Raw genomic sequence first — 22,564 nt, 5'->3', positions numbered from 1 at the left:
AAAAATTTGCATTACAATGAGCCGGCCCCATATTTATAGATAGGCTATAAAGCGGGCATTACGAGAGCCAAACAAGTTATGCGAACCCGTGCCAAAATTTGCGGCATCACCCGGGTTGAAGATGTACATGCCGTCGTCAACAGTGGTGCAGATGCAATTGGTTTTGTATTTTATCCTCCAAGTCCGCGCAGTGTGAGCGCAGAACAGGCCAGCGTTCTGGTACAGGCCATTGTGCCTTATGTGCAGGTGGTGGGTTTATTTGTAAATAGCTCAGCCCGTGAGATTCAGGCCATTCTCAATACAGTCGCGCTGGATATCCTGCAATTTCATGGTGATGAAAGCCCGGAACAGTGCCAGTCAATTGCACAGCAGGTTGGACGTCGCTGGTACAAGGCGATTCAGGTTAAACCGGGGCTAGATGTGGTGGCTGAAATTCAAAAATATCAGCAGGCCGGTGCTAGCGCCGTACTTTTAGATGCCTGGCATCCTGAATTAAAGGGCGGAACCGGGCACAGCTTTGACTGGAGCAGCTTTCCCCAACTGGATATTCCACTGATTTTGGCCGGTGGATTAAACCCTGACAATATTGAAGACGCCATTCACACCACAGCCGCGTTTGCTGTAGATGTGAGCGGAGGCGTAGAATCCGCAAAAGGTATTAAAGACCAACAACTCATAGAACGCTTTATGCAAGGAGTCCATCGTGGATCAGCAAACTGTTAATACAGAAAAACAGGCAATTGACTATACCCAGTTCCCTGATGCAAAAGGGCACTTCGGTATCCATGGCGGACGTTTTGTGTCAGAAACCCTGATGGCGGCTTTAGAAGACTTGGAAAAGCTCTATTTTCGCATGAAGAATGATGAACAGTTTCTGGCAGAATTCGACCGTGATCTCGCTTATTACGTCGGTCGTCCAAGTCCACTGTATTATGCTGAGCGATGGTCAAAAGAGTTGGGTGGTGCGCAGATTTACTTAAAACGTGAAGACCTGAACCATACCGGCTCGCATAAAGTAAACAACACCATTGGTCAGGCGTTATTGGCCAAACTTTCAGGTAAAAAACGTATTATTGCCGAAACTGGTGCCGGTCAGCACGGGGTAGCGACAGCAACCATCGCTGCGCGTTTAGGTCTTGAATGTGTAGTGTTCATGGGTGCGGAAGATGTGAAGCGCCAGGCCATGAACGTGTATCGTATGCGTTTGCTGGGTGCCAAAGTCGTCGCGGTAGAAAGCGGCTCTAAAACTTTAAAAGATGCCATGAATGAAGCGATGCGTGACTGGGTCACCAATGTCGATTCAACCTATTATGTGATCGGAACTGTGGCGGGTCCACATCCCTATCCGCAGCTGGTGCGTGATTTCCAGTCCATTATTGGCCGTGAAGCACGCCGTCAGATTCAGGAACAAGCCGGCCGTCTGCCAGATGCACTTGTGGCTTGTGTGGGGGGGGGCTCCAATGCCATGGGCCTGTTCTATCCATTCCTGAATGATCAGGATGTGAAAATGTATGGTGTTGAAGCTGCGGGCTTAGGCATTGAAACGGGTAAACACTCTGCACCATTAAATGCCGGTCATGTCGGTGTTCTTCACGGCAACCGTACTTACCTGATGTCAGATGAACAAGGCCAGATTATTGAAACCCATTCGATTTCTGCTGGTCTGGATTATCCGGGCGTGGGTCCTGAGCATAGCTTCCTGAAAGATATGCATCGTGTGGATTATGTGCCAATTAATGACCAGGAAGCTTTGCAAGGTTTCCGTGACCTGACCAAGATTGAAGGGATTATCCCGGCATTAGAAAGTTCACATGCGATGGCGTATGTAACCAAGCTGGCGCCGACCATGTCGAAAGATCAAATTATTATTGCAACGGTTTCAGGCCGTGGTGATAAAGACTTGATGACGGTAGCGCGTATTGATGGCGTGGAAATGGTGGATATGTAAAAAATCTCCCTAACCCTCTTAAAGAAAAAAGGGAATAGCCCTCCTTAGTAAAAGGAGGGTTGGGAGGATTTAAATCGCATTCAAGCAATTGGGTGCGATTTTTTTTATTGTTGTAATGAAAGTTCCCCACTTTTTAAAAGGAGGGGCGAGGGGAGGATTATTATTCAGATCCTATTTTTGACACAAATTCAGACAATCGTAATTCATTTAGACTTTCCCTTAGTTTGGAAAAGCCCAAAGTAAGCAAAGGCTTTTGTTGAGCAGATCTGACGTCCCTGTCATGCTGCTCAACAGGCGACATCCCGATCGCCAACGGGTATCATATTGCTGATTTATCTTCTACCTGGTTAAAACCCTCTTCTGGAGTCTTCCATGCCAAGTCTGTTTATTGTCATGTTAGGCGGTCGTCATGCCCGTGCCAATACCGAAGTGCATGATGTGGTCCTTGCTGTGGCTGATACGCTGGAAGAGACTTTCCCTCAGCTAAGACAGGCCTGGTTTGGTGAGCAGCAAGGCTTACATATTGATGCCTGGGCGCAAATCAATGGGGTGGAATTTGAAGGCCAACAATATCAGCTGCAATTTAGTAATGCGGCCCCGAATCAGGCGCATGAAAAACTCTGGCTAATCAATTTGGGCGGCTACGATGCGCGTGAATTTGGCGAATTGCATCGCTATGTTCTGGTGGTTGCACAAAATGCCATGGTGGCCAAACAGCGTGGCAAGGCATATTTTGCTGCACACTGGCAAAAGCAGCATACCGACCGGGTGCTGGATGTCGATGACTGCATCGCCATTGATCAGGTGCATGGCCGTTATGTGCAACTGGTGGCCGGGGAATTTGCCGGAAACCGCTGGGAAAATACCTATTTGCCTATTGCCGAGTCCTGACTGTAGCAGACTTAAGCAAGTGGTTTGGCTTGGATATTGTGAAAGAAAGCAATCTATGTTTTTGTTATTGTTTAGATAAAATAATCTTATTTTTATTTTTCTGGCCAGATTTTATAGGCATAATAAGGCGGTAGCTACAGTGTCTCAAACCACATGGAATGTCGTACATGGATTTAATACAACAGAATGGACAGCCACGTTACGGACGTTTTAAGCAATTACCGACCAGTATCCAATACCATCATTATCAATATAAAAGCCCTTATGGTGATGTGCTGTCTGGGTGGCGTAAACGATTAAAATATAAAAAGTTTAAATTTTGTTGTATTCAGCATGAGCACTACACCATTGGCTTGGCTATTGTTGATATTGCCTGGGCCGGACATGGTTTTGTTTATATCTACAATCATTTGACCGGTGAAGTGCTGGAGTGGGATGCGATCAGTTTTCTGGCCCGGCATACGGTGTTGGACGAGCAGCCGCTGTTTAACCATAGTCATTTTCATAAAGCCGGTTATCAGCTGGATATTCAGCATGCCAATGGAGTGCGTTATATCCGGGTGACTAAATACGGCGAACTGCGTCTGAGTGCGCGAATTTTCTGTGCCGGCACTGATCCATTAAGCATGTGCAGTCCGAATGGGATTAATGGCTGGACCTATACCCAAAAGCTGACCACGCTCGGCTGTGAAGGTTTTTTTATCAACAAGCAGGGACAAACCATCCAGTTTCATGACAAAACTTTTGTTTCTCTGGATGATACCTGTGGTTTTTTACGCCCGGAAACGGCCTGGTTCTGGCTGTCCTGTAATTTCTGGGATGCCCAGAACAAACGGGTTGGCATTAATCTGGCTTCTGGTGTCAATGAAAGCTTTGGCAATGAAAACTGTCTGTGGGTCAATGGCCGCCTGTATCCGCTGGCAGATGTGTTATTTGAGCAGCAGTCAGATAACCAGTGGAATATTGTCTCGCTGGACCAAAGCCTGAATTTAACCGTGACCACCGGCTGGCGCCGTTATGAAAATCTGAACCTGCGCCTGGTGGGCAGCCAGTTTAGCCAGTGGCAGGCCAAAGTCAGCGGTACCATTGTGCAGGATGATCAGGAAATTGTGTTCCTGAATGAATATGCCTTGCTGGAACAGCATTATGCCAAATGGTAGATCTTCGTCGCTGCTCCTTCTCACCAAAAAGCTACGGCTCATCCATCGAATAAAAAAGCTGAACCTGACATTCAGCTTTTTTAATCCACCATAACTTTTCTTTAATCTTTAGCCGCCTGCCAGAAGGCTTCACCGGCCTGAATCGGATCATTGGTCTGTTCCAGGGTGTTAATCCAGACTTCATACTGGGCAATAATCGGATGCTGGCTGGGATGAAAATCTTTTTTAAACCAGTCTTTATATAGCCGGCCCATCCGGGTTAAGGTGCCTTTTTTGCCAAAGAACCACGGCAAACCTTTGGCATTCAGTTGCAGACGCTGCCACAGACTAAAGCCATCCTGTTTTAACATGATATTGGCCCGATAAATGGTAAAACCAAACATCAGGAACGTGGTCCAGACCAGGGCAAAATGCCGCATCGCTTCAGAAACTTGGGCCACATCGCGCATTACATCAAAGGCCACATCCCGATGTTCCATTTCTTCAATCGCATGCCAGGCAAACAAGGCGCGTACATACGGATGTGCTTCAGCTAACGTCGAGCGATGGGCATAAAAGGTTTCAGCCATGAGGGCGGTCAGATGCTCGGCTGCTGCCGTGGTGGCAATATTATATTCCGGGGAGCGTTTTTCCAGTTCAAATTTAAAAATCCGGTTGAGCTGGCGGATAAACTGATCCACCGGCATACCCTGATTTTTCATTAGCTGGTTCATTTTGTCATGCGCGATACCATGTTGGGCTTCCTGACGGATAAAGTCGGCCACGCGTTGTTGCAGTTCCGGCTGCTGAATCTGCTCGCGGTATAAGCGTACCGACTGAATAAAATAGCGTTCCCCATCGGGAAAGGTCAGGCTTAAGGCATCAAACATGCGGGTCAGAAAAGGATCTCCACCAAACCAGAAGCGTGGAATCTGTTCCAGCTTAAAGTCGAGATTGCTGCGCACCACCGGTTGCGCCTGATATTGGACTATGGCATTCATCTTGTTTTACTTCATCTAGTCGTTCATATCTGCAGTATGTCGGGCTTTAGCGGCTTTGTTTTGACAAGTCTTGCCAGTTTTTATACATTTTACGCCATAGTGAAAATAAGAAATGTCAGGATGACAACTTACCCGAGTGATATTCAGATTCCAAACGGCTATGTACACTTGTGGCAGTCCTACCTGCAGGCACAAGGTGTGCAGCCGCAACAGCTCGAGCTGTCAGACAGCTTGCAGCAATATGTGCAGCATGTACTGAGTTTGCCGATTGATGGCCAATCTTCCTGTCAGGCTTTTATTGCGTTACTGGAACAGACCCGGCAGCAGCTGAACACAGCCTATCTGGTGTTTGAGCTGGCGCGTTTTATCCGTCCGGAACATTTTGGTGTGCTCGGCTATATGGCCTCGCGCAGTAATAGCGTGGCCGAAGCCTTGCAGTATATTGCCCAGTTTAGCCGGCTGGTGATTGATGCTAACGAAGCGGTTCCCATGCAGATTCAGCAGCAGGATGATCTGCTGATTGTCTCCTGGCCGAATCCGCAGGATCAGAGCACGCTGATTCACGAAATCACCTTTGCCTGTATGCTGCAGCTGGCCCGGCAGATGTTTGCGGCCGAACACTTTCCCTTGCGCCGGGTTCATTTTGCCCATGCTCCGCAAACGGCGCTGTATCAATATCAAAAGTTTTATGGCTGCGAAGTGTTGTTTGATCAGCCGGATTATCAGCTGGTGCTGAGCATCGACAGCCTGCAGCTGCAACCACAGCAGCCTGATCCAACTTTAATCGGGATTTTAAAAAAACAGGCTGAAGAAGCGATGGCGGCCAAACCTTTGCTGGAAGGGCTGGACCAGAAGCTGCGTCATTTGATTGCCGATTATTTAAGGCTGCAGCAACAAGCACCCAAGCTGGATGAGCTGGCTGTCGAGCTGTGTATGTCCAGTCGCACTTTGCAGCGTCAACTGAGTGAACTGGGGACCTCATTTAAACAGCTGCTGGACATGGAAAGGATCAAACGCTGTGAGTTGCTATTACCGCAAAAGCTGAGTCTGACCGAGATTGCCAGCCAGCTCGGTTATTCCGATCAGTCGGCTTTGGCGCGTGCCTATAAAGCGCATTGCGGCCAGACCTTAACCGAGCGGCGGCGGGTACTGCGTCAGCAACAGACGGTCCATAAAAAAGCGGCTGAATAGCCGCTTGGAACAATTAAAAAGTACGGTTTTAAGACGTGCGCAGTTTGGGAAAACGCAAGGCAATGGCGGCAATCGCAAAAATCGCCAGCACCCAGCAATAATAGACACTGCCAATCAGCTCTACCGGTGACATTTTGGCAATCGAGCAGGCCAGCAATAACTGGGCGCCATAAGGAATCAGGCCCTGTACCACGCAGGAGAAAATATCCAGCAGGGCGGCAGCGCGTTTCGGATCGACGCCATATTCCTGCGCCACTTCCCGCGCCATATCTCCAGACAGGATAATCGCCACGGTATTGTTGGCCACAAACAGGTTGGAAAACACCACCAGAAAGCTAATCCCCAACTCACCAGCACGTTGCGCGCCAACCTTAAACAGGCGAGTCAGCTTGTAGATGCGTTGAATCAGCCATTCCAGGCCACCTTCTTTTTGCATAATGGCCGATAAGCCACCCAGGAACATCGACAGCAACGCCACTTCAAACATGCCGACAAAGCCATCATAAATAGCGCCATTCAGCTTGAGCAGATCAAACTCGGGCAGCATCAACAGTCCCATCAGTGCCGAGAGTAAAATCCCGATGGTTAACACTGCCAGCACATGCAGGCGGGAAAAGGCCAGCACAAACACCGCCACATAAGGCAAGATGAGCCAGGCGTTATACTCCTGATAGGCAATGGCCTGGGTATTCTGGTTGATCAGCATATAAATCAGCACTGTGATCAGCGCGGCCGGTACGGCAATCCAGACATTGACCTTGAACTTGTCACGCAGCTGTACTTTCTGGCTGCTGGTGGCGGCAATGGTGGTGTCAGAAATCATCGACAGGTTATCGCCAAACATGGCACCGCCAACCACCGCACCAATGGTATAGACCGTGGCAATTTGCGTGGCTTCGGAAAAACCAAAGGCAATGGGCGCACAGGCTGCAATGGTGCCCATTGAAGTGCCCATGGCGGTGGCGACAAAGGCTGAAATCAGAAACAGCATCGGCAGTACAAATTCCGGCTGAATAATCGACAGGCCCAGCTGTACCGTGGCATTGACACTGCCAATGGCGCCACTGGTGCTGGCAAAGGCACCGGCCAGCATAAACACCATAAACATCAGGATCAGGTTGGGATGGCTGGCGCCCTGCAAAAATTCTTCAATGGCCCGGTTCAGCTGGCCACGATAGAGCAATAATGCCAGGATAATGGCTGGAATGGCTGCCACCGGCGCCTTGACCTGATAGAAGGCAAACTCGGTCCCAATCAGGGAATGGTAAATGCCACTGCCTAAAAAAATGGCTAAAAATACAATAAGTGGCAACAGCGCAAGCCCGCGAGCGTGCACTTTTGCCTGGGAGTCGGAAATCATAGAAATAAGAAAAAGTCTGAAAACGGCGCTAGTATAAAGCAGCTTTTGCTATTTCTGAAAACTTTAAATGTAAATGCTAACTGTCCTATTTTTATCATCTTTTTTGCTCAGCCATTGGGTTTTTCTAACTGCTTGAGATTGCTGGGAATAGCGAAATTAGGCATCTTTGATCATTGAGAAAAAAACCGAAATATCGGTAAATGTAGCTTTCGGGTTGTTCTGGAATTCGCGCTTTGCTGATGAAATCGGGCATCGACCAGCTGTGCTCTGTTCAATGAGCAAAAAATAGCGTTACAATGCGATGTCCTGTATTTCGACAATAGCAACTTATCAGTTTTGAATTATTCAAGGAAAGCACAGCCCTATGTCACGTTTAGCCACCCGATTTGCACAGTTGAAATCTCAACAACGTAAGGCCCTCGTATCTTATGTCATGGCAGGTGACCCACAGCCACAGGTAACGGTACCGCTGTTACATCAAATGGTTGAGGCGGGTGTAGATGTGATTGAGCTTGGACTGCCATTCTCTGACCCGATGGCCGATGGTCCAGTCATTGCCTTGGCTGCAGAACGTGCATTGGCAGGGGGAACCAATACCCTCGATGCACTGAATATGGTCAAGGAATTCCGCCAAAAAGACACGGAAACACCAGTGGTGCTCATGGGTTATTTAAACCCGGTTGAGGTCATTGGCTACCAGAAGTTTGTCGCCTATGCGCATGAATGTGGGGTAGATGGTGTCTTGCTGGTGGATCTGCCGCCAGAAGAAGCTGCCGATTTAGACCAGATCTTACAGCAGTATGATATGGACCAGATTTTCCTGCTGGCACCAACCTCTACCGATGAGCGTATCCAGCATGTAGTGAAACAGGCCAGCGGCTTTATTTACTACGTGTCGCTCAAAGGCGTGACCGGTGCAGCCACTTTAGATGTCTCTGAAGCGGCGCAGCGGATTGAGAAAATCAAGGCAGTCACCGATGTACCGGTTGGTGTCGGTTTCGGTATCAGTGATGCGGCGTCTGCCAAAGTCATGGGTGCCGTGGCAGATGCAGTCATCGTCGGCAGTGCTTTCGTAAAACAGTTTGCCAACCTCGAACCAGAACAAGCCGTGGTTGAAACGGTTAATAAAGTCAAGGAGCTTCGAGCCGCGCTCGATGAGTTAGTATGAGTCAAGAAGTCAAGCCAGGGAAAATCTTAAGCCCAACTACGCCGTGGACAGAACGCGGCGTACCGGGAATTCATGTACCGGATGAGCAGCAAGCCTTAAAGGCGACATTCACCGAACCAACTATCGAATGTCCGGAATGTCATGCACTGGTGACTCGTACAGCCATGTCTTTCAATGCCTATGTCTGCCCGCAATGTGACGAGCATTTACGCATGAAAGCGCGTGACCGTTTAACCTGGTTCCTCGATCAGGTCGATGCCGAATTGGGTCAGGAATTCTCTGCCAAAGATCCACTGAAATTTGTGGACAGCAAGCCGTATCCGGACCGTATGGCCGAAGCACAAAAGAAAACCGGTGAAACTGAAGCTTTACTGGTCATGCAAGGTTTATTAAAAGGCGTGCCGGTAACCACCTGTGCCTTTGAATTTGACTTTATGGGCGGCTCTATGGGCACGGTGGTCGGTGACCGTTTTGTGCTTGCAGCGGAACGTGCCATTCAGCAACGTCAGCCGTTAATCTGCTTTGCCGCATCGGGCGGTGCGCGTATGCAGGAAGGCATGCTGTCTTTAATGCAGATGGCGCGTACTTCAGCAGCCATCCAGCGTTTAAAAGAAGCGGGCTTGCCGTATATCGTGGTCTTAACTCATCCGGTATATGGTGGCGTAACGGCATCGTTGGCGATGTTGGGTGATGTTCATCTGGCAGAACCAAAAGCCATGATTGGCTTTGCCGGTAAGCGTGTAATTGAGCAAACCGTACGTGAAAAACTGGATGAACCGTTCCAGCGCGCGGAATACCTGCTTGATCATGGTGTGGTCGATCAGATTGTTCATCGTCATGCATTACGTGATACTGTATATCGCATTGTCACGAAACTGATGAATTTGTCTTGAATACAGCACCACTTGCAACCGACTCTTTAGAAACATGGCTCAATTATTGGAGCCATGTTCACGTTACAGGGATTGATTTAGGTCTGGAACGGGTGATTCCTGTGGCTGAAAAGCTGGGCGTCACTCACCCGGACGCAAAAGTGTTTACCGTCGCGGGTACCAATGGCAAAGGTTCCACCACCACCACTTTGGCCGCGATTTTAAATGCTCAGGGTTATCAGGTGGGGCTGTATCAGTCACCGCATATTTACCGTTTTAATGAACGGGTCAAACTGGGCGGCGTCGAGGTCGATGACCAGCAACTGATTGAGGCCTTTGTACAGGTCGATCAGGCGCGTCGCGACTGTAATTTAAGTTTATCGTTTTTTGAAGCCACCACGCTGGCGGCTTTTGTCATTTTTAAACAGCAGGCTTGTGATGTCTGGGTGCTGGAAGTTGGCTTGGGCGGCCGTCTGGATGTGGTCAATGTGGTACATCCCGATGTGGCCGTGATTACTAATATCGGGCTGGATCATACCGACTGGCTGGGCGATACCATTGAAAAAATTGCCTTTGAAAAAGCCGGCATCATCCGCCCGAATATTCCGGTGATCTTTGGCGGCGTGCAGGAATTACCGCAAGCCATTCAGGACAAGGCAGCACAGTGTCAGGCCCCGCTGTATGTCGCCAATCGTGATTATTTTTATCGCACTGCTGCAGATGGCCAGTCCTGGTTATTTGCCAGCAGTGGCAGCACCTTGAAATTACCGCTTGGCACGCTGGCGCTGGAAAATATATCGACCGCAGTTGCCGCCGTGTTACTTAGCGGTCTGAACATCCAGCAGCAGGCGATTGCCGAAGGCATCCAACAGGCCCAGCTCCCGGGCCGTTTTGAAATTCGCCAGATTGCCGGCAAGACCGTAATCTTTGACGCCGGGCACAATCCGCACGGTGTAGAGTTTTTGTTAAAGCAATTGCGAAATTATTTAAATTACAATAAACAGTACACCGAAGTGATCAGTGTGTTTTCCATGCTGGCCGATAAAGATGTGAATTCTGTCGTTGCCTTATTGAAAGAACATGTTTTAATGTGGAAAATTGCACAATTAAATGTTCCTCGTGCGGCAGACATCACACAACTGGATGCGGCTCTCGAGGGCGAAACAGTACAGCACTTTGATAGTGTTCAATTAGCTTTTAAATCAGCGCTGGATGAAACGAACAATAATCAGCTGATTTTGGTATGTGGATCATTTCATACCTTAGAAGCGGTATGGGAGTATTTGGAAGAATGTCAATGAATAACAAACAGCGCTGGATGGGCGGCGTTGTTTTATTGGGTGGTGGTGTGTTATTGGCAGCATTACTCCTGAAAGGCCAAGAAGAAATACATCAAAATAATGTCAAAACGCCAGAACGGGTCGAACAGTTACAGCAAAATACTGTGCCTGAAGCCGAAATGATTCAGCTACAACCTTTAACGGTAGATGTAGAAACTGAAAAACGTCTGCTGGAAGAGCAGCGCCGTGCCCGTGAAAAAGCCGTGGCTGAACAGGAAGCGCGTGCAGCTGAATTCCTGGCCATGCAGCAGCAGGCAGAAGCTGAAGCCGCCCGTAAGGCTGCAGAAGAATATGCGGCCTTAAATGCACTACGTAATGGCCAGCAGCAAAGTTCCGACAATATTCCGCCAGAGCTGGTTGAAGATGAGCAGGCCAAACAAAAACGTCTGGCTGAAGAAAAACTGGCTGCCCAGAAAAAGCTGGAACAGCAAAAAGCAGCTGAAGCCAAAAAAGCTGCCGAGCAGAAAGCGGCCCAGGAACGTACTGCTGCCGAGAAAAAAGCAGCAGAACAAAAAGCTGCGGAAGAAAAACGTTTAGCCGAAGAGAAGCGTCAGGCAGAAGCCAAACGCAAGGCTGCTGAACAGAAAGCTGCAGAAGAGAAGCGCAAAGCTGAAGAAAAACGTCAGGCAGAAGCCAAACGTAAAGCCGAAGAAGAAGCCAAAAAGAAAGCTGAAGCCGAGAAAGCACGTAAACTGCTGGAAGGCGAAGATGATGGCAAACAGTGGATGGTGCAGGTGGCACTGGCAGCCAATGAAGCCAATGCCGATGCACTGGCCGCGCGCTTAAAAGCCAAAGGCTATAAAGTCACCAAGAGTCCAACCTCTAAAGGGATCCGGATTATGGTGGGGCCATCTAAAGACCGTGAAAGTGCCGATGCAGCACGCAAGAAAATTGCAGCAGATGCCAGCCTGAACATGAAATCAGCCTGGGTCATTGACTGGGTGCCGTTAGACAAGCGGAACTAGTTGTAAGTATCCTTCGGCATTTTGCCCTTAGTTTTAATCTGATGGATTTGACAGTTGCTGTCGAATCCATTTTATATTTTCAGGACGAAATAAGGCGTCAATATTGACCCAGATCGGATGAAAGCCAAAGCCACCATATTTCATTTCTGCCAGCGCCTGTTCCACCGGCCAGTGTTCAAATATAATCCGGTACATGGCCACACTGGCCCCGGTCCGGTCTGCACCATGATAACAATGAATCAGCACTTTTTGCTGTTGGGCTTGGGCGCTTTGAATCTGCTGCATCACCTGCAATAAATCTTCCCGATCAATGGCCCAGGTATGAATCGGTAGATGCACCGATTGCAGTCCATGCTGCTGTAGCGGTTCAGCATCTGTCGCTTTGGGACGCAAGTTGATGACCACATCAATCTCATGCTGTTGTAACAATGCTGCCAGCTGCTGATCGGGCTGTTCGCTGCGAAACAGCATCGGGCTGACCTGATAAAAATTATGCTGTGCATCCAGCGGTTGAGCCCAGGCACTCGGGCGCTGCTGTTCAGGCAAGGCCGGTGTGGTCATGCAGCCCGTGCAACAAATACAGGTCAGGACCAGGGCAAGCAGATTTTTGGGCATAGTGTTTTAATTGGTTGTGCTGGGTCATTCCAGTGTAGCACGGCTGAGGTGCTGACCTTGTACCATGAAAAATGCCTGTCCGAAGACAGGCAGACAGGAAGATGAACGGACCTTGATTATTTAGTCACGATTCGGCTGCGGGGTTAAACGCAGGTATGGTTTTACTGCGGTATAGCCTTTCGGGAAACGTTGTTTTAATTCGGCTTCATCTTGCAGTGAAGGCACAATCACCACATCTTCACCCTCTTGCCAGTTGGCCGGGGTGGCCACTTTATAGTTGTCGGTCAGTTGCAGGGAATCGACCACGCGTAAAATTTCATGGAAGTTACGCCCGGTAGAGGCCGGATAGGTAATAATTAAACGCACTTTTTTATTCGGATCGATAATCACCAGGGAGCGTACCGTCAGGGTTTCGCTGGCATTGGGATGGATAAAATCATATAGCGTCGATACTTTACGGTCCTGATCGGCAATAATCGGAAAATTCACGCTGGTGTTCTGGGTTTCGTTAATGTCATTAATCCAGCCTTTGTGTGACTCGACATCATCGACCGACAGGGCAATGGCCTTGACGCCACGTTTTTCAAATTCCTGTTTGAGTTTTGCGGTATAGCCCAGTTCGGTGGTGCAGACCGGGGTGTAGTCGGCAGGATGTGAAAACAGGATGCCCCAGCTGTCGCCCAGAAATTCATAAAAATTCAGGGTACCTTCGCTTGATTCCTGAGTAAAGTCGGGTGCGGTATCGCCTAATCGTAAACTCATTTTAACTGCCTCATATCGTTGTTGTATTGGGGGATGGAATTGACTATGGCGCAATTCTTTTAGCATTGAAAATACTTTTTTTGTAATTCTTTATGAATATATGGAATAAGTAGTTGCATGAAATGCTGAAAAAACATGCAGTCATATTGTCATGCTTTGACTATATCATCCGATTAAAATTTGCTACATTATTTTGCCTTAGCTTCGCTGTACGGATAGAAATCATCAGAATTTTTTGATGGGTTGTGTGCAAAACCCTTGTACTTCAAATTTCTAGCACCATAATAACGACTGAGAACAAATTATTCTTTTGACAAGCAAGATTTAGAGAGTCTATTCATGTTGGCAAGTCTGATCGGAGGAATCTTCGGTACCAAAAATGAGCGCGAACTTAAACGCATGCGTAAAATCGTAGACAAGATTAATGCGCTCGAGCCGACGATATCAGCCTTAAGCGATGCAGACTTATCTGCAAAAACCGAAGAATTCAAACAACGATATAACAAGGGCGAAAGTCTAGATAAGTTATTGCCAGAAGCGTTTGCAGTCTGCCGTGAAGCCGGGAAACGGGTCATGGGCATGCGCCATTATGATGTACAGCTGATTGGTGGTATTACCCTGCACGAAGGTAAAATTGCAGAAATGCGTACCGGTGAGGGTAAAACCTTAATGGGTACTCTGGCCTGTTACCTGAATGCCTTAAGTGGTGAAGGCGTACACGTGATTACCGTGAACGACTACCTGGCGCAGCGTGATGCCGAGCTCAACCGTCCACTCTTTGAATTTCTGGGTTTAAGCATCGGCATTATTTATTCGATGCAGGACCCGACCGAAAAAGCGCAAGCCTATAAAGCCGATATTACTTACGGAACCAACAACGAATTTGGTTTCGACTATTTGCGTGACAACATGGTGTTCTCGCTGGCAGAGAAAAAGCAGCGTGGCCTGACCTATGCCATTATCGATGAGGTCGACTCGATCCTGATTGATGAAGCACGTACCCCGCTGATTATCTCGGGTCAGAGCGAAGACTCATCACAGCTGTATGCGGCGATTAATACCATTCCGCCTAAACTGCATCCGCAAAAAGAAGAGAAAGTGCCAGATGGCGGTCACTTCTGGATTGATGAAAAACAGCGTTCGGTTGAAATGACCGAAGTCGGTTATGAAACCGTAGAAAATGAACTGATTCAGATGGGTCTGCTGGCAGAAGGGGAAAGCCTGTATTCTGCTTCCAACCTGAATCTGGTACATCACGTGTCTGCGGCCATTCGTGCCCATTTCCTGTATCAGCGCAATGTGCATTACATCATCCATGATGGTGAAGTGATTATTGTTGATGAAAACACCGGCCGTACCATGCCGGGTCGTCGCTGGTCTGAAGGTCTGCATCAGGCAGTTGAAGCCAAAGAAGGTCTGGAAATCCAGCCTGAAAACCAGACTCTGGCCACCACCACCTTCCAGAACTACTTCCGTCTGTACAAAAAACTGTCCGGTATGACCGGTACTGCCGATACTGAAGCGGCAGAAATGAAAGAAATTTATGGTCTGGATGTGGTGATTATTCCAACCCACCGTCCAATGATCCGTCAGGACCATAACGATTTAATCTATTTAAATCGTGAAGGCAAATACAACGCGATTATTCAGGAAATCCTGCGCGTGCAGGAATCGGGTGTCGCGCCGATCCTGATTGGTACTGCCACCATTGAAGCCTCAGAAATCCTCTCGGACAAACTGAAAGAGGCCGGTATTCATCACGAAGTTCTGAACGCCAAACAGCACGAACGTGAAGCCGATATTATTGCCCAAGCCGGTGCACCACGTGCGGTGACCATTGCCACCAACATGGCGGGTCGTGGTACCGATATTCTGCTCGGTGGTAACTGGAAAGCTCTGCTGGCCAAAATTGAAAACCCGACACCTGAAGATGAACAACGTCTGAAAGAAGAATGGGACCAGAACCACGAAGCGGTACTGGCCTCAGGCGGTTTGCATATTATTGGTTCTGAACGCCATGAATCACGCCGTATTGATAACCAGCTGCGTGGTCGTGCCGGTCGTCAGGGTGACCCGGGTGTGTCGCGTTTCTATCTGTCACTTGAAGATGACCTGATGCGTATTTTCGCCGGTGATCGTGTGGTGGCCATGATGCGAGCCATGGGCCTGAAAGAAGATGAAGCCATTGAACACAAAATGGTGTCGCGTTCGATTGAAAATGCCCAGCGCAAAGTTGAAGCACGTAACTTTGATATCCGTAAGAACCTGTTGAAATACGATGACGTCAACAATGAACAGCGTAAGATTATTTACTCACAGCGTGATGAAATTCTTGCCGCAAACTCATTGCAAGATTACATCGAAGAAATGCACCGTGAAGTGATTCAGGGCGTGATTGCCAACTATGTACCACCAGAGTCGATTCATGATCAGTGGGATATTGACGGTCTGGAGCAGGCGTTACGTGAAGATCTGGCTTTAGATCTGCCAATTAACCAATGGTTAGAAGAAGATCGCCGTCTGGATGAAGAAGGTCTGGTCGAACGTATTTCTGATGAGCTGGTGGCTCGTTATAACAGCCGCCGTCAGCAAATGGGTGATGAATCTGCAGCCATGCTGGAGCGTCACTTTATGCTCAACTCGCTGGATCGTCACTGGAAAGACCATCTGGCGGCAATGGATTACTTGCGTCAAGGCATTCATTTACGTGGTTATGCGCAAAAGAATCCGGAGCAGGAATACAAGAAAGAAGCCTTTAACCTGTTTGTGAACATGCTCGCTGTGATCAAGTCTGATGTCGTGACTGACTTGTCCCGCGTACACGTACCAACAGCTGAAGAGCTGGCTGAACTTGAAGCACAGAAACAGGCACAAGCCGAGGCGATGCAGCTGAATCTGTCTCATGCCGATGTGGACAGTCTGACCGGTGAAACTTTCGAAGCCGATGCGCAGCAGACAACCCCAACCGAAACGGTGTTTACGCCACCGGCAAGCCGTAATTCACCATGTCCATGTGGTTCAGGTCTGAAATACAAACAGTGCCACGGCAAAATCTAAGCCATTCAAAACATCTCGCAAAAAGCAGAATTTCGATTCTGCTTTTTTTTATTCCGCTAAGTGTTTGAATAGTTTTGCAAGATGTGAATACAGATTGCAGTGCAGGAAATTAAATGGTATTTAGTTGCACATTGCACACCGAAAAGTGGAAAACACAATGAAAAAAGTATTACAACCTTTACTGATTGTTGCTTTAGCAACGCCTGCTTTGGCTTTTGCCAATACCCAAACCACCACGCCGGCAAAAGTTCAGGCCGCAGTCGGTGTAAGCACCACCCAAGCAGTGGTCAATAATGACCAGGTGACGGTTGCAAGCCCACGTACCGGTATCCGTTATACCTTTGCCAACCCGAATAAACGTCCGATTGTGCTCCAGACTGCAGCCATTGCTCCGGCCAATGCTGCCAATGCCGACCGCATTGTTGCTTCTAACCCGGCCCTGTCTGCAGAAAGCCAGCAAAAAGCCAAACAGGCTTTATTAAACGAAGCTGCGCAACTGGCCAAAAACTAAGGATCAAGCACACAACACTAACCAGCCTGCGAGCTGGTTTTTTATTGCACGGCAGTTGAGTCTGGCCACAATTTTGTGGATGATGGGTTCTGCTCGATTTTTTCCTGATTTTGTTCTAAGCTGTGCACACTGAATTATTAACTGGTTGGACGTTTAAAAATGGCAGTAGGTGACGTTTCTATGCCACAGATGCATGTGGTCAAAGGGGTGAGAATTGGGACAGCAGAAGCCTATGTTCGTTATAAGAACCGACGTGACCTTGTTATTTTTGAACTGGCCGAAGGTGCCAATGTCGCCGGTGTATTTACCCAAAACGCCTTTTGTGCAGCGCCTGTGCATATCTGTAAAGCGCATCTGCAGGCGGGTAATCCACGCTATTTAGTGATTAACACCGGCAATGCCAATGCCGGAACCGGTAAAACCGGTATGCAAAATGCAGCAGCAACCTGTGCCAAGCTGGCTGAACTGGCAGGTGTACAGACCGCCGAAGTATTGCCATTTTCTACCGGTGTGATTGGCGAGCAGTTACCAATTGAGCGTTTAACTGCGGGTTTACAACCGGCCCTAGACAGCTTGCGTGCTGATGCCTGGGACGATGCTGCCCGCGGTATTATGACCACAGATACCACACCGAAAGGTGCATCTGAGCAGTTTGAACTGGATGGCATCACTTATACCATGACCGGTATTTCCAAAGGTGCCGGCATGATTCGCCCGAATATGGCGACCATGCTTGGTTATGTGGCCACTGATGCTCCAATCAGCCGTGAACTGGTACAGCAACTGTTGAGTAGTACGGTTAATGTCTCGTTTAACCGCATCACTGTCGATGGCGATACCTCAACCAATGACTCCTGTATCTTCATTGCAACTGGCCAAGCCGGTGGTACAGAAATCAGCTCGACCGAAGATCCGCGTTATGCCGTAGTATTAGAGGTTTTAACCCGGGTGATGACACGTCTGGCGCAGCTGATTGTGCGTGATGGTGAAGGCGCGACCAAATTTATTACCGTTGCAGTCGAAGGTGGACAAAATACCCAGGAATGTTGCGATATTGCTTACAGTATTGCTCATTCACCGCTAGTAAAAACCGCTATTTTTGCCTCAGATCCAAACTGGGGCCGTATTCTGGCGGCCATTGGTTATGCGGGCGTGCCAAATTTAGACGTTGAAAAAATTCAGGTTTGGTTAGATGATGTACAAATCTGTAAAGATGGCGGCGCCGCAGCGGACTACACCGAAGAAGCCGGCGCACGTGTCATGGCGCAGCAGGAAATGACCATTCGTGTAGATTTAGGTCGTGGCCAGGCTCAAGATACCGTCTATACCTGCGATTTATCTTATGATTATGTCAAGATTAATGCAGACTACCGTTCTTAAGTCCCTGATGTATTTCTGAAAAAGCCTCCGTTGTGAGGCTTTTTTACAACGCTGTATTTTTAATGATTGGTCAAGCACTGACACTGACCAATTGCTGATGTAACTGCTTGTGCAAACAAGCATTTCGATAGAGAAGACGCTGTTATGAATGATGCGACCAATTTAATTGCCAATGAAGCAAAGTCGATTGTGCAGGCGCATTTAGACCGTTTGGGTGAACCGAAAGAAAATCATTTAACTGAAGAAGCCAAGCAGGCCAAATTTGCCTTAATTCAGGCCGAACTTAAAAAATGTGATGCAGTACTGGTGGCACACTATTATTGCGATCCTGAAGTGCAAGAGCTGGCAGAGCTGACGGGTGGTTGTGTATCGGATTCACTGGAAATGGCACGTTTTGGTCGTGATCATGCAGCGTCAACCTTGGTGGTGGCCGGGGTGAAATTTATGGGCGAAACCGCCAAAATCCTGTCACCTGAGAAAACAGTGCTGATGCCGACGCTGGAAGCCACCTGTTCACTCGACCTGGGCTGCCCGGTAGATGAATTTACCCAATTCTGCGATGCCCATCCTGATCATACCGTAGTGGTGTATGCCAACACCTCGGCTGCTGTGAAAGCCCGTGCCGACTGGGTGGTAACCTCAAGCTGTGCGGTTGAAATTGTCGAGCATCTCGATAGCCTGGGTGAAAAAATTATCTGGGCACCGGATCAGCATTTGGGGCGTTATATCCAGAAAAAAACGGGCGCAGATATGCTACTCTGGGATGGTGCCTGTATCGTGCATGAAGAATTCCGTGCCCGCGGGATTGCACAAATGAAAGCGCTTTATCCGGATGCAGCGGTGCTGGTGCATCCAGAATCACCAGAATCGGTGGTGGATATTGCTGATGCAGTCGGCAGTACCTCACAACTAATCAAGGCTGCCCAGACTTTGCCACATGAGCGTTTAATTGTGGCGACCGACCGCGGGATTTTCTACAAAATGCAGCAGGCGGTACCGAACAAGATTCTGGTGGAAGCGCCGACCGCCGGTGAAGGCGCGACCTGTCGTTCATGCGCGCATTGCCCGTGGATGGCTATGAACGAACTAGATGGGATTTTGCAGGTTTTACAGCAGGGTGATCAGGAAATTTTTGTTGATCCTACGCTGGCAGAACGCGCCAAATTACCGCTCGATCGCATGTTAAACTTCAGTGCGCAGCTAAAACGCTAAAAATTGATTGAAAAATGTCTAAAATGCTTGATAAATAAGCGGTTGAAGAGATTTTTCATATTTTTTTAAAGATAGGTGTTGACGTCCACGGGCGTCGCGCCTAGAATGCACACCGTACCGCACGATGTGCGATACACGAAAAGCTGAGATGAAACGGAGCATAGCACAGCCTGGTAGTGCACCTGGTTTGGGACCAGGGGGTCGTAGGTTCGAATCCTACTGCTCCGACCAATTTCTCAAGGCAACGATGTGTTTTTGGTATCATCGGTTAAGCGCTTGTAGCTCAGTTGGATAGAGCATCCGCCTTCTAAGCGGATGGTCACAGGTTCGAATCCTGTCAGGCGCGCCATTTTGGTGGCTTGGTATTGTAGAACTAATTGATGGTGGATGTAGCTCAGTTGGTAGAGCCCTGGATTGTGATTCCAGTTGTCGCGGGTTCGAATCCCGTCATTCACCCCAACTTTTAAAGTTGAAAATCGGAGCATAGCACAGCCTGGTAGTGCACCTGGTTTGGGACCAGGGGGTCGTAGGTTCGAATCCTACTGCTCCGACCAATTTCCCTAAAGTTGAAAGATAAAAGATGCCGCGTTAAGCGGTTTTTTTATGCCTGAAATTTAAGTCTGCGGATCAAATCTCCCCATAAAAAAGCCTCTGCAAGAGGCTGATTCTACAAAGTAGCAAAATACTTAAGGCACAATCACCACATTTACACGACGGTTCATCGCCCGGTTTTCAGGAGAGGTGTTTGGTACCAGCGGCTGTTCTGCACCGCGAGGAATCACCTGTAAATTTACTGGTCGAAAGCCTTGTTGCATAAAAATCTGTGCGACATTTTCAGCGCGTTCTCCGGACAACTTCAGGTTATAGGCCAGGTCACCGACATTATCGCTATGTCCAATAATTTTGACTTTATCCAGTTTGTATTTCAGCAACTTGCTCGAGAGTTGCTGTAAAGCTTGCTGGTTGTGCGCCTGGATCTCGGCCTGATCGAAACCGAACAGCAGTTTTTCTGGCAGGCCTAAGCTCCAGCCCTCACTGGTCAGGCTAAAGCCTTCCTGCTTGAGCATGCGGGCCTGTTTGTAATTAAGTTGCCCAGACTCATGCAGGCACTGAGGGTAGTCAGTGCAAGCAGCAGACAAGCAGTTTTAAAAATATGTTTTAACATGAATAAACTAACCTTTGGCCATGCGCCCGTGCTCTGCAAAAATGTACCAGTGTTGTGCGAGCTGCTTGGCCTTATACATGGCCATATCTGCATTATTGATCAGCATTTCAGGAGATGATGCTGACTGCGCGAGTGCGATGCCAATACTAAAACTGAAATAAATAGGATGATGATTAAAAATTAAAGGCTGGCGACAGCAGTGGAGTAAATTTTCACTTATTCTAATTAAATCATGATGATCTTCAATATTTTTTACAATAATTGCGAACTCATCACCACCGAGGCGGGACACAAAATCATGCTGGTTTAACGCTTGGCGCAAGCGTTTGGTCATTTCCAGCAGCACGGCATCACCGGCGGCATGGCCGTGGCGATCATTAATTTCTTTAAAGTTATCGTTATCAATAAACAGCAGGGCAATGCTGTCCTGCGTACCTTGGGCAAAACTCTGTGCCAGCATTTGATGGAAATATTCACGGTTAGGGAGTTGGGTCAATCCATCATGACGGGCCTGATGCGACAATTGATAATTTTCATGTTGTAGCGCCCGGGTTGAGGCTTCAATTTTGTCCAGCAGTTCATTTACCACGCGATTAATTTCCTGAAATTCGGAAATTTCAGACGAGGGGAGGCGTAGCTGATAATTTTTATTGGTGCTGATGGTCTGTGTGGTCTGTACCAGTGGATTGACCGCTTTCATCAAATGTCGGTAAACCGCATTTGCCGACCAGAACAGTAAGGCCAGCAGCAAAATAAAGCTAATGGTCAGCGCCAGTAGAATGGTATAGAAAAAACTGACATGGGTAGAGGCATTGCCATAGACCACCAGTTGTCCAAAATTTTGCTGCTGATGCTGAATCTGAACTGTCACCGGCTCACGAAAATACAGCCAGTCCAGTAAATACTGAATAAACGGTAACGCATTTTGATGATGATGAATGGTCGACAGGACCTCACCATTGGTTGCGATGACTTGAATCGAATGAATCGGATATTGCTCGGCATATTCAGTCAGAATCTTCTGAATTGTATAGGTGTCATGAAAGACCACAGCGGGCTGAATCCGCTCTGCCAGAGAGCCGGATAAAATACTCAAACTCTGTTTGGCATAACTTCCAGGGTGTAATTAGACACCACACAAAAAATACCTAGGCATAAACCAAAGGTCAGAATAAAAATCACCAGCTGGTACGAACGGAAAATACGTCGTAGCGATACTGCTTTGGGCTTATTCATGCTTTAGGCCCCCGTTTTTACCCAGTAATAATACCCGGGGGTCAATATGTACCTGCGATTGCGTCAGACTTTGCATATTCACCCTAAATGAATACTGCTGATTTTTCTTCTGGTAAAGGCAAAAGACGCTACCCAGCTCACAGGCTGAATTGGTGGTGCTAATGCTTAAGGCGGGATAACGCACTGTACTGTTCAGAATATTCTGTTCTTCACGTGGGCTTAGGTTGGAAAAGACAATGGCCTGACAACTGGTCTGTTTTAAATCGTCTAATTGTAGTGGGCTGATTTTATAAACATGCTGTGTGCTACGCTGGCTTTTAAATTGTTGTGCTAGCGCTGGATTATTCACAATACAAATATTCGGCGTGTTTTGCTCCCATTTGGCATAACTTAAAATGGCATACACCATTTGCGGTGCACCAGTGGTTGGGCTATTGGCATGGGCAGGGTGCAAAAATAAACACAGCAAAAAACACAGTGTTTTGTGTAAGGGGAGAGAAGGCATTTTTATAAAAAATTAAAAATAAAATTATGGCCGCAGTCTAACTAAAATAAAAATGAAAGAAAAGGATAAAAAATAAACTGAAAAACCTGAAATTGGTCATAAAAAATACAGTTAAGATATATTTCCCAAAATAATTAAAAATAGGGGTTGCGTCAGGTTTTATTTGCTCTATAATGCACATCCATCGGCGGTGATGTTGATAAAAACTTGTTGATAAACAAGGATTTAGCTAAAATGGTTGAGTTC

General features: G+C 47.9%; 20 protein-coding genes, 4 tRNA genes and 1 pseudogene. 17 read left to right on the top strand and 8 right to left on the bottom strand.

Features of this window, described 5'->3' with window-relative positions; genetic code table 11:
- Nucleotides 1-78: 78 nt before the first annotated feature.
- From FTU55_RS11315 to FTU55_RS11300, 4 genes are all read left to right on the top strand, one after another.
- The gene (locus tag FTU55_RS11315; protein ID WP_127801386.1) at nucleotides 79-723 is read left to right on the top strand and encodes a phosphoribosylanthranilate isomerase; all 645 of its coding nucleotides are present in this window, start codon (nucleotides 79-81) and stop codon (nucleotides 721-723) included.
- Entirely contained in the window at nucleotides 704-1,948 is a 1,245-nt protein-coding gene (trpB, locus tag FTU55_RS11310; RefSeq protein ID WP_168405850.1) for a tryptophan synthase subunit beta, read from the top strand. The genes FTU55_RS11315 and trpB overlap by 20 nt, the downstream gene beginning before the upstream one ends.
- A gap of 372 nt (nucleotides 1,949-2,320) precedes the next feature.
- Entirely contained in the window at nucleotides 2,321-2,839 is a 519-nt protein-coding gene (locus tag FTU55_RS11305; protein ID WP_168408838.1) for a DUF1543 domain-containing protein, read from the top strand.
- Nucleotides 2,840-3,006: 167 nt separating this feature from the next.
- Nucleotides 3,007-3,999: a DUF2804 domain-containing protein gene (locus FTU55_RS11300; protein WP_005179978.1), complete on the top strand. Its 993-nt coding sequence runs from the start codon at nucleotides 3,007-3,009 to the stop codon at nucleotides 3,997-3,999.
- Between the two features lie 101 nt (nucleotides 4,000-4,100).
- On the opposite strand, the gene FTU55_RS11295 is transcribed toward FTU55_RS11300, so the two are convergent.
- Entirely contained in the window at nucleotides 4,101-4,979 is an 879-nt protein-coding gene (locus FTU55_RS11295) for a metal-dependent hydrolase (RefSeq protein ID WP_016658655.1), read from the bottom strand.
- Nucleotides 4,980-5,099: 120 nt separating this feature from the next.
- Between FTU55_RS11295 and FTU55_RS11290 the strand changes: the two genes are divergently transcribed.
- A complete protein-coding gene (locus FTU55_RS11290) occupies nucleotides 5,100-6,170 on the top strand; it encodes an AraC family transcriptional regulator (RefSeq protein WP_127801384.1) in 1,071 nt (356 codons plus the stop codon).
- A gap of 28 nt (nucleotides 6,171-6,198) precedes the next feature.
- Here FTU55_RS11290 and FTU55_RS11285 read toward each other — a convergent pair whose 3' ends face one another.
- Entirely contained in the window at nucleotides 6,199-7,530 is a 1,332-nt protein-coding gene (locus FTU55_RS11285; protein ID WP_127801383.1) for a Na+/H+ antiporter NhaC family protein, read from the bottom strand.
- Between the two features lie 364 nt (nucleotides 7,531-7,894).
- On the opposite strand from FTU55_RS11285, the gene trpA reads away from it, so the two are divergent.
- From trpA to FTU55_RS11265, 4 genes are read left to right on the top strand one after another with little or no spacing between them, the layout of a single operon-like run.
- Nucleotides 7,895-8,698, top strand: coding sequence for a tryptophan synthase subunit alpha (trpA, locus tag FTU55_RS11280; RefSeq protein ID WP_005179970.1), 804 nt, complete (start codon nucleotides 7,895-7,897; stop codon nucleotides 8,696-8,698).
- Nucleotides 8,695-9,591 (top strand): acetyl-CoA carboxylase, carboxyltransferase subunit beta, encoded by an 897-nt coding sequence (gene accD, locus FTU55_RS11275; RefSeq protein WP_005179967.1) that lies wholly within the window; start codon nucleotides 8,695-8,697, stop codon nucleotides 9,589-9,591. Before trpA ends, accD begins: the two co-directional genes overlap by 4 nt.
- Nucleotides 9,588-10,871 (top strand): bifunctional tetrahydrofolate synthase/dihydrofolate synthase, encoded by a 1,284-nt coding sequence (gene folC / locus FTU55_RS11270; RefSeq protein ID WP_160242840.1) that lies wholly within the window; start codon nucleotides 9,588-9,590, stop codon nucleotides 10,869-10,871. Before accD ends, folC begins: the two co-directional genes overlap by 4 nt.
- Nucleotides 10,868-11,875, top strand: a complete 1,008-nt coding sequence (locus tag FTU55_RS11265) for an SPOR domain-containing protein (RefSeq protein ID WP_180047085.1) — start codon at nucleotides 10,868-10,870, stop codon at nucleotides 11,873-11,875. The genes folC and FTU55_RS11265 overlap by 4 nt, the downstream gene beginning before the upstream one ends.
- 33 nt (nucleotides 11,876-11,908) lie before the next feature.
- On the opposite strand, the gene FTU55_RS11260 is transcribed toward FTU55_RS11265, so the two are convergent.
- Nucleotides 11,909-12,490 (bottom strand): dual specificity protein phosphatase family protein, encoded by a 582-nt coding sequence (locus tag FTU55_RS11260; RefSeq protein ID WP_104501070.1) that lies wholly within the window; start codon nucleotides 12,488-12,490, stop codon nucleotides 11,909-11,911.
- 120 nt (nucleotides 12,491-12,610) lie between these two features.
- Nucleotides 12,611-13,252, bottom strand: a complete 642-nt coding sequence (locus tag FTU55_RS11255; protein WP_005179960.1) for a peroxiredoxin — start codon at nucleotides 13,250-13,252, stop codon at nucleotides 12,611-12,613.
- Nucleotides 13,253-13,591: 339 nt separating this feature from the next.
- On the opposite strand from FTU55_RS11255, the gene secA reads away from it, so the two are divergent.
- The 8 genes from secA (at nucleotide 13,592) to FTU55_RS11215 (ending at nucleotide 19,966) form a co-directional block, all read left to right on the top strand.
- On the top strand, nucleotides 13,592-16,309 hold the full coding sequence (gene secA, locus FTU55_RS11250; RefSeq protein WP_180047083.1) for a preprotein translocase subunit SecA: 2,718 nt from the start codon (nucleotides 13,592-13,594) through the stop codon (nucleotides 16,307-16,309).
- A 157-nt stretch (nucleotides 16,310-16,466) separates the two neighbouring features.
- Nucleotides 16,467-16,820: a hypothetical protein gene (locus FTU55_RS11245; protein ID WP_005179954.1), complete on the top strand. Its 354-nt coding sequence runs from the start codon at nucleotides 16,467-16,469 to the stop codon at nucleotides 16,818-16,820.
- Between the two features lie 159 nt (nucleotides 16,821-16,979).
- The gene (argJ, locus tag FTU55_RS11240) at nucleotides 16,980-18,200 is read left to right on the top strand and encodes a bifunctional glutamate N-acetyltransferase/amino-acid acetyltransferase ArgJ (protein ID WP_016658664.1); all 1,221 of its coding nucleotides are present in this window, start codon (nucleotides 16,980-16,982) and stop codon (nucleotides 18,198-18,200) included.
- 144 nt (nucleotides 18,201-18,344) lie between these two features.
- Nucleotides 18,345-19,412 (top strand): quinolinate synthase NadA, encoded by a 1,068-nt coding sequence (gene nadA / locus FTU55_RS11235; RefSeq protein WP_180047081.1) that lies wholly within the window; start codon nucleotides 18,345-18,347, stop codon nucleotides 19,410-19,412.
- Nucleotides 19,413-19,566: 154 nt separating this feature from the next.
- A tRNA-Pro gene (locus tag FTU55_RS11230) sits at nucleotides 19,567-19,643 on the top strand.
- A 41-nt stretch (nucleotides 19,644-19,684) separates the two neighbouring features.
- Nucleotides 19,685-19,761 (top strand) — tRNA-Arg (locus FTU55_RS11225).
- 34 nt (nucleotides 19,762-19,795) lie between these two features.
- A tRNA-His gene (locus FTU55_RS11220) sits at nucleotides 19,796-19,871 on the top strand.
- Between the two features lie 18 nt (nucleotides 19,872-19,889).
- Nucleotides 19,890-19,966, top strand: a tRNA-Pro gene (locus FTU55_RS11215).
- Nucleotides 19,967-20,098: 132 nt separating this feature from the next.
- On the opposite strand, the pseudogene FTU55_RS11210 reads toward FTU55_RS11215, so the two are convergent.
- The 4 genes and pseudogenes from FTU55_RS11210 to FTU55_RS11200 form a co-directional block, all read right to left on the bottom strand.
- Nucleotides 20,099-20,577: pseudogene (locus FTU55_RS11210) on the bottom strand (OmpA family protein).
- Between the two features lie 7 nt (nucleotides 20,578-20,584).
- Nucleotides 20,585-21,673: a sensor domain-containing diguanylate cyclase gene (locus tag FTU55_RS11205; RefSeq protein ID WP_257223333.1), complete on the bottom strand. Its 1,089-nt coding sequence runs from the start codon at nucleotides 21,671-21,673 to the stop codon at nucleotides 20,585-20,587.
- Nucleotides 21,670-21,813 carry a hypothetical protein gene (locus FTU55_RS15190; protein ID WP_160242843.1) on the bottom strand — a complete coding sequence of 48 codons (144 nt, stop codon included), beginning with the start codon at nucleotides 21,811-21,813 and terminating at the stop codon, nucleotides 21,670-21,672. The genes FTU55_RS11205 and FTU55_RS15190 overlap by 4 nt, the downstream gene beginning before the upstream one ends.
- Complete coding sequence (locus tag FTU55_RS11200) at nucleotides 21,806-22,267, bottom strand: YfiR family protein (RefSeq protein ID WP_228151049.1); 462 nt, start codon at nucleotides 22,265-22,267, stop codon at nucleotides 21,806-21,808. Before FTU55_RS11200 ends, FTU55_RS15190 begins: the two co-directional genes overlap by 8 nt.
- Between the last annotated feature and the right edge of the window lie 297 nt (nucleotides 22,268-22,564).

This window comes from Acinetobacter sp. YH12117 (assembly GCF_013418865.1).
GTDB classification, from domain to species: domain Bacteria; phylum Pseudomonadota; class Gammaproteobacteria; order Pseudomonadales; family Moraxellaceae; genus Acinetobacter; species Acinetobacter indicus.
Note: the sequence above shows the minus strand (reverse complement) of the source record. Positions and strands in the feature narration are given on the sequence as shown.

Excerpts from the sequence above, each read along its gene's own strand:
- FTU55_RS11315 (WP_127801386.1), top strand. The coding sequence starts at position 79 with ATGCGAACCCGTGCCAAAATTTGCGGCATCACCCGGGTTGAAGATGTA.
- FTU55_RS11305 (WP_168408838.1), top strand. The coding sequence starts at position 2,321 with ATGCCAAGTCTGTTTATTGTCATGTTAGGCGGTCGTCATGCCCGTGCC.
- FTU55_RS11300 (WP_005179978.1), top strand. The coding sequence starts at position 3,007 with ATGGATTTAATACAACAGAATGGACAGCCACGTTACGGACGTTTTAAG.
- FTU55_RS11295 (WP_016658655.1), bottom strand. The coding sequence starts at position 4,979 with ATGAATGCCATAGTCCAATATCAGGCGCAACCGGTGGTGCGCAGCAAT.
- FTU55_RS11290 (WP_127801384.1), top strand. The coding sequence starts at position 5,100 with ATGACAACTTACCCGAGTGATATTCAGATTCCAAACGGCTATGTACAC.
- FTU55_RS11285 (WP_127801383.1), bottom strand. The coding sequence starts at position 7,530 with ATGATTTCCGACTCCCAGGCAAAAGTGCACGCTCGCGGGCTTGCGCTG.
- trpA (WP_005179970.1), top strand. The coding sequence starts at position 7,895 with ATGTCACGTTTAGCCACCCGATTTGCACAGTTGAAATCTCAACAACGT.
- accD (WP_005179967.1), top strand. The coding sequence starts at position 8,695 with ATGAGTCAAGAAGTCAAGCCAGGGAAAATCTTAAGCCCAACTACGCCG.
- FTU55_RS11265 (WP_180047085.1), top strand. The coding sequence starts at position 10,868 with ATGAATAACAAACAGCGCTGGATGGGCGGCGTTGTTTTATTGGGTGGT.
- FTU55_RS11260 (WP_104501070.1), bottom strand. The coding sequence starts at position 12,490 with ATGCCCAAAAATCTGCTTGCCCTGGTCCTGACCTGTATTTGTTGCACG.
- FTU55_RS11255 (WP_005179960.1), bottom strand. The coding sequence starts at position 13,252 with ATGAGTTTACGATTAGGCGATACCGCACCCGACTTTACTCAGGAATCA.
- secA (WP_180047083.1), top strand. The coding sequence starts at position 13,592 with ATGTTGGCAAGTCTGATCGGAGGAATCTTCGGTACCAAAAATGAGCGC.
- FTU55_RS11245 (WP_005179954.1), top strand. The coding sequence starts at position 16,467 with ATGAAAAAAGTATTACAACCTTTACTGATTGTTGCTTTAGCAACGCCT.
- argJ (WP_016658664.1), top strand. The coding sequence starts at position 16,980 with ATGGCAGTAGGTGACGTTTCTATGCCACAGATGCATGTGGTCAAAGGG.
- nadA (WP_180047081.1), top strand. The coding sequence starts at position 18,345 with ATGAATGATGCGACCAATTTAATTGCCAATGAAGCAAAGTCGATTGTG.
- FTU55_RS15190 (WP_160242843.1), bottom strand. The coding sequence starts at position 21,813 with ATGAATAAGCCCAAAGCAGTATCGCTACGACGTATTTTCCGTTCGTAC.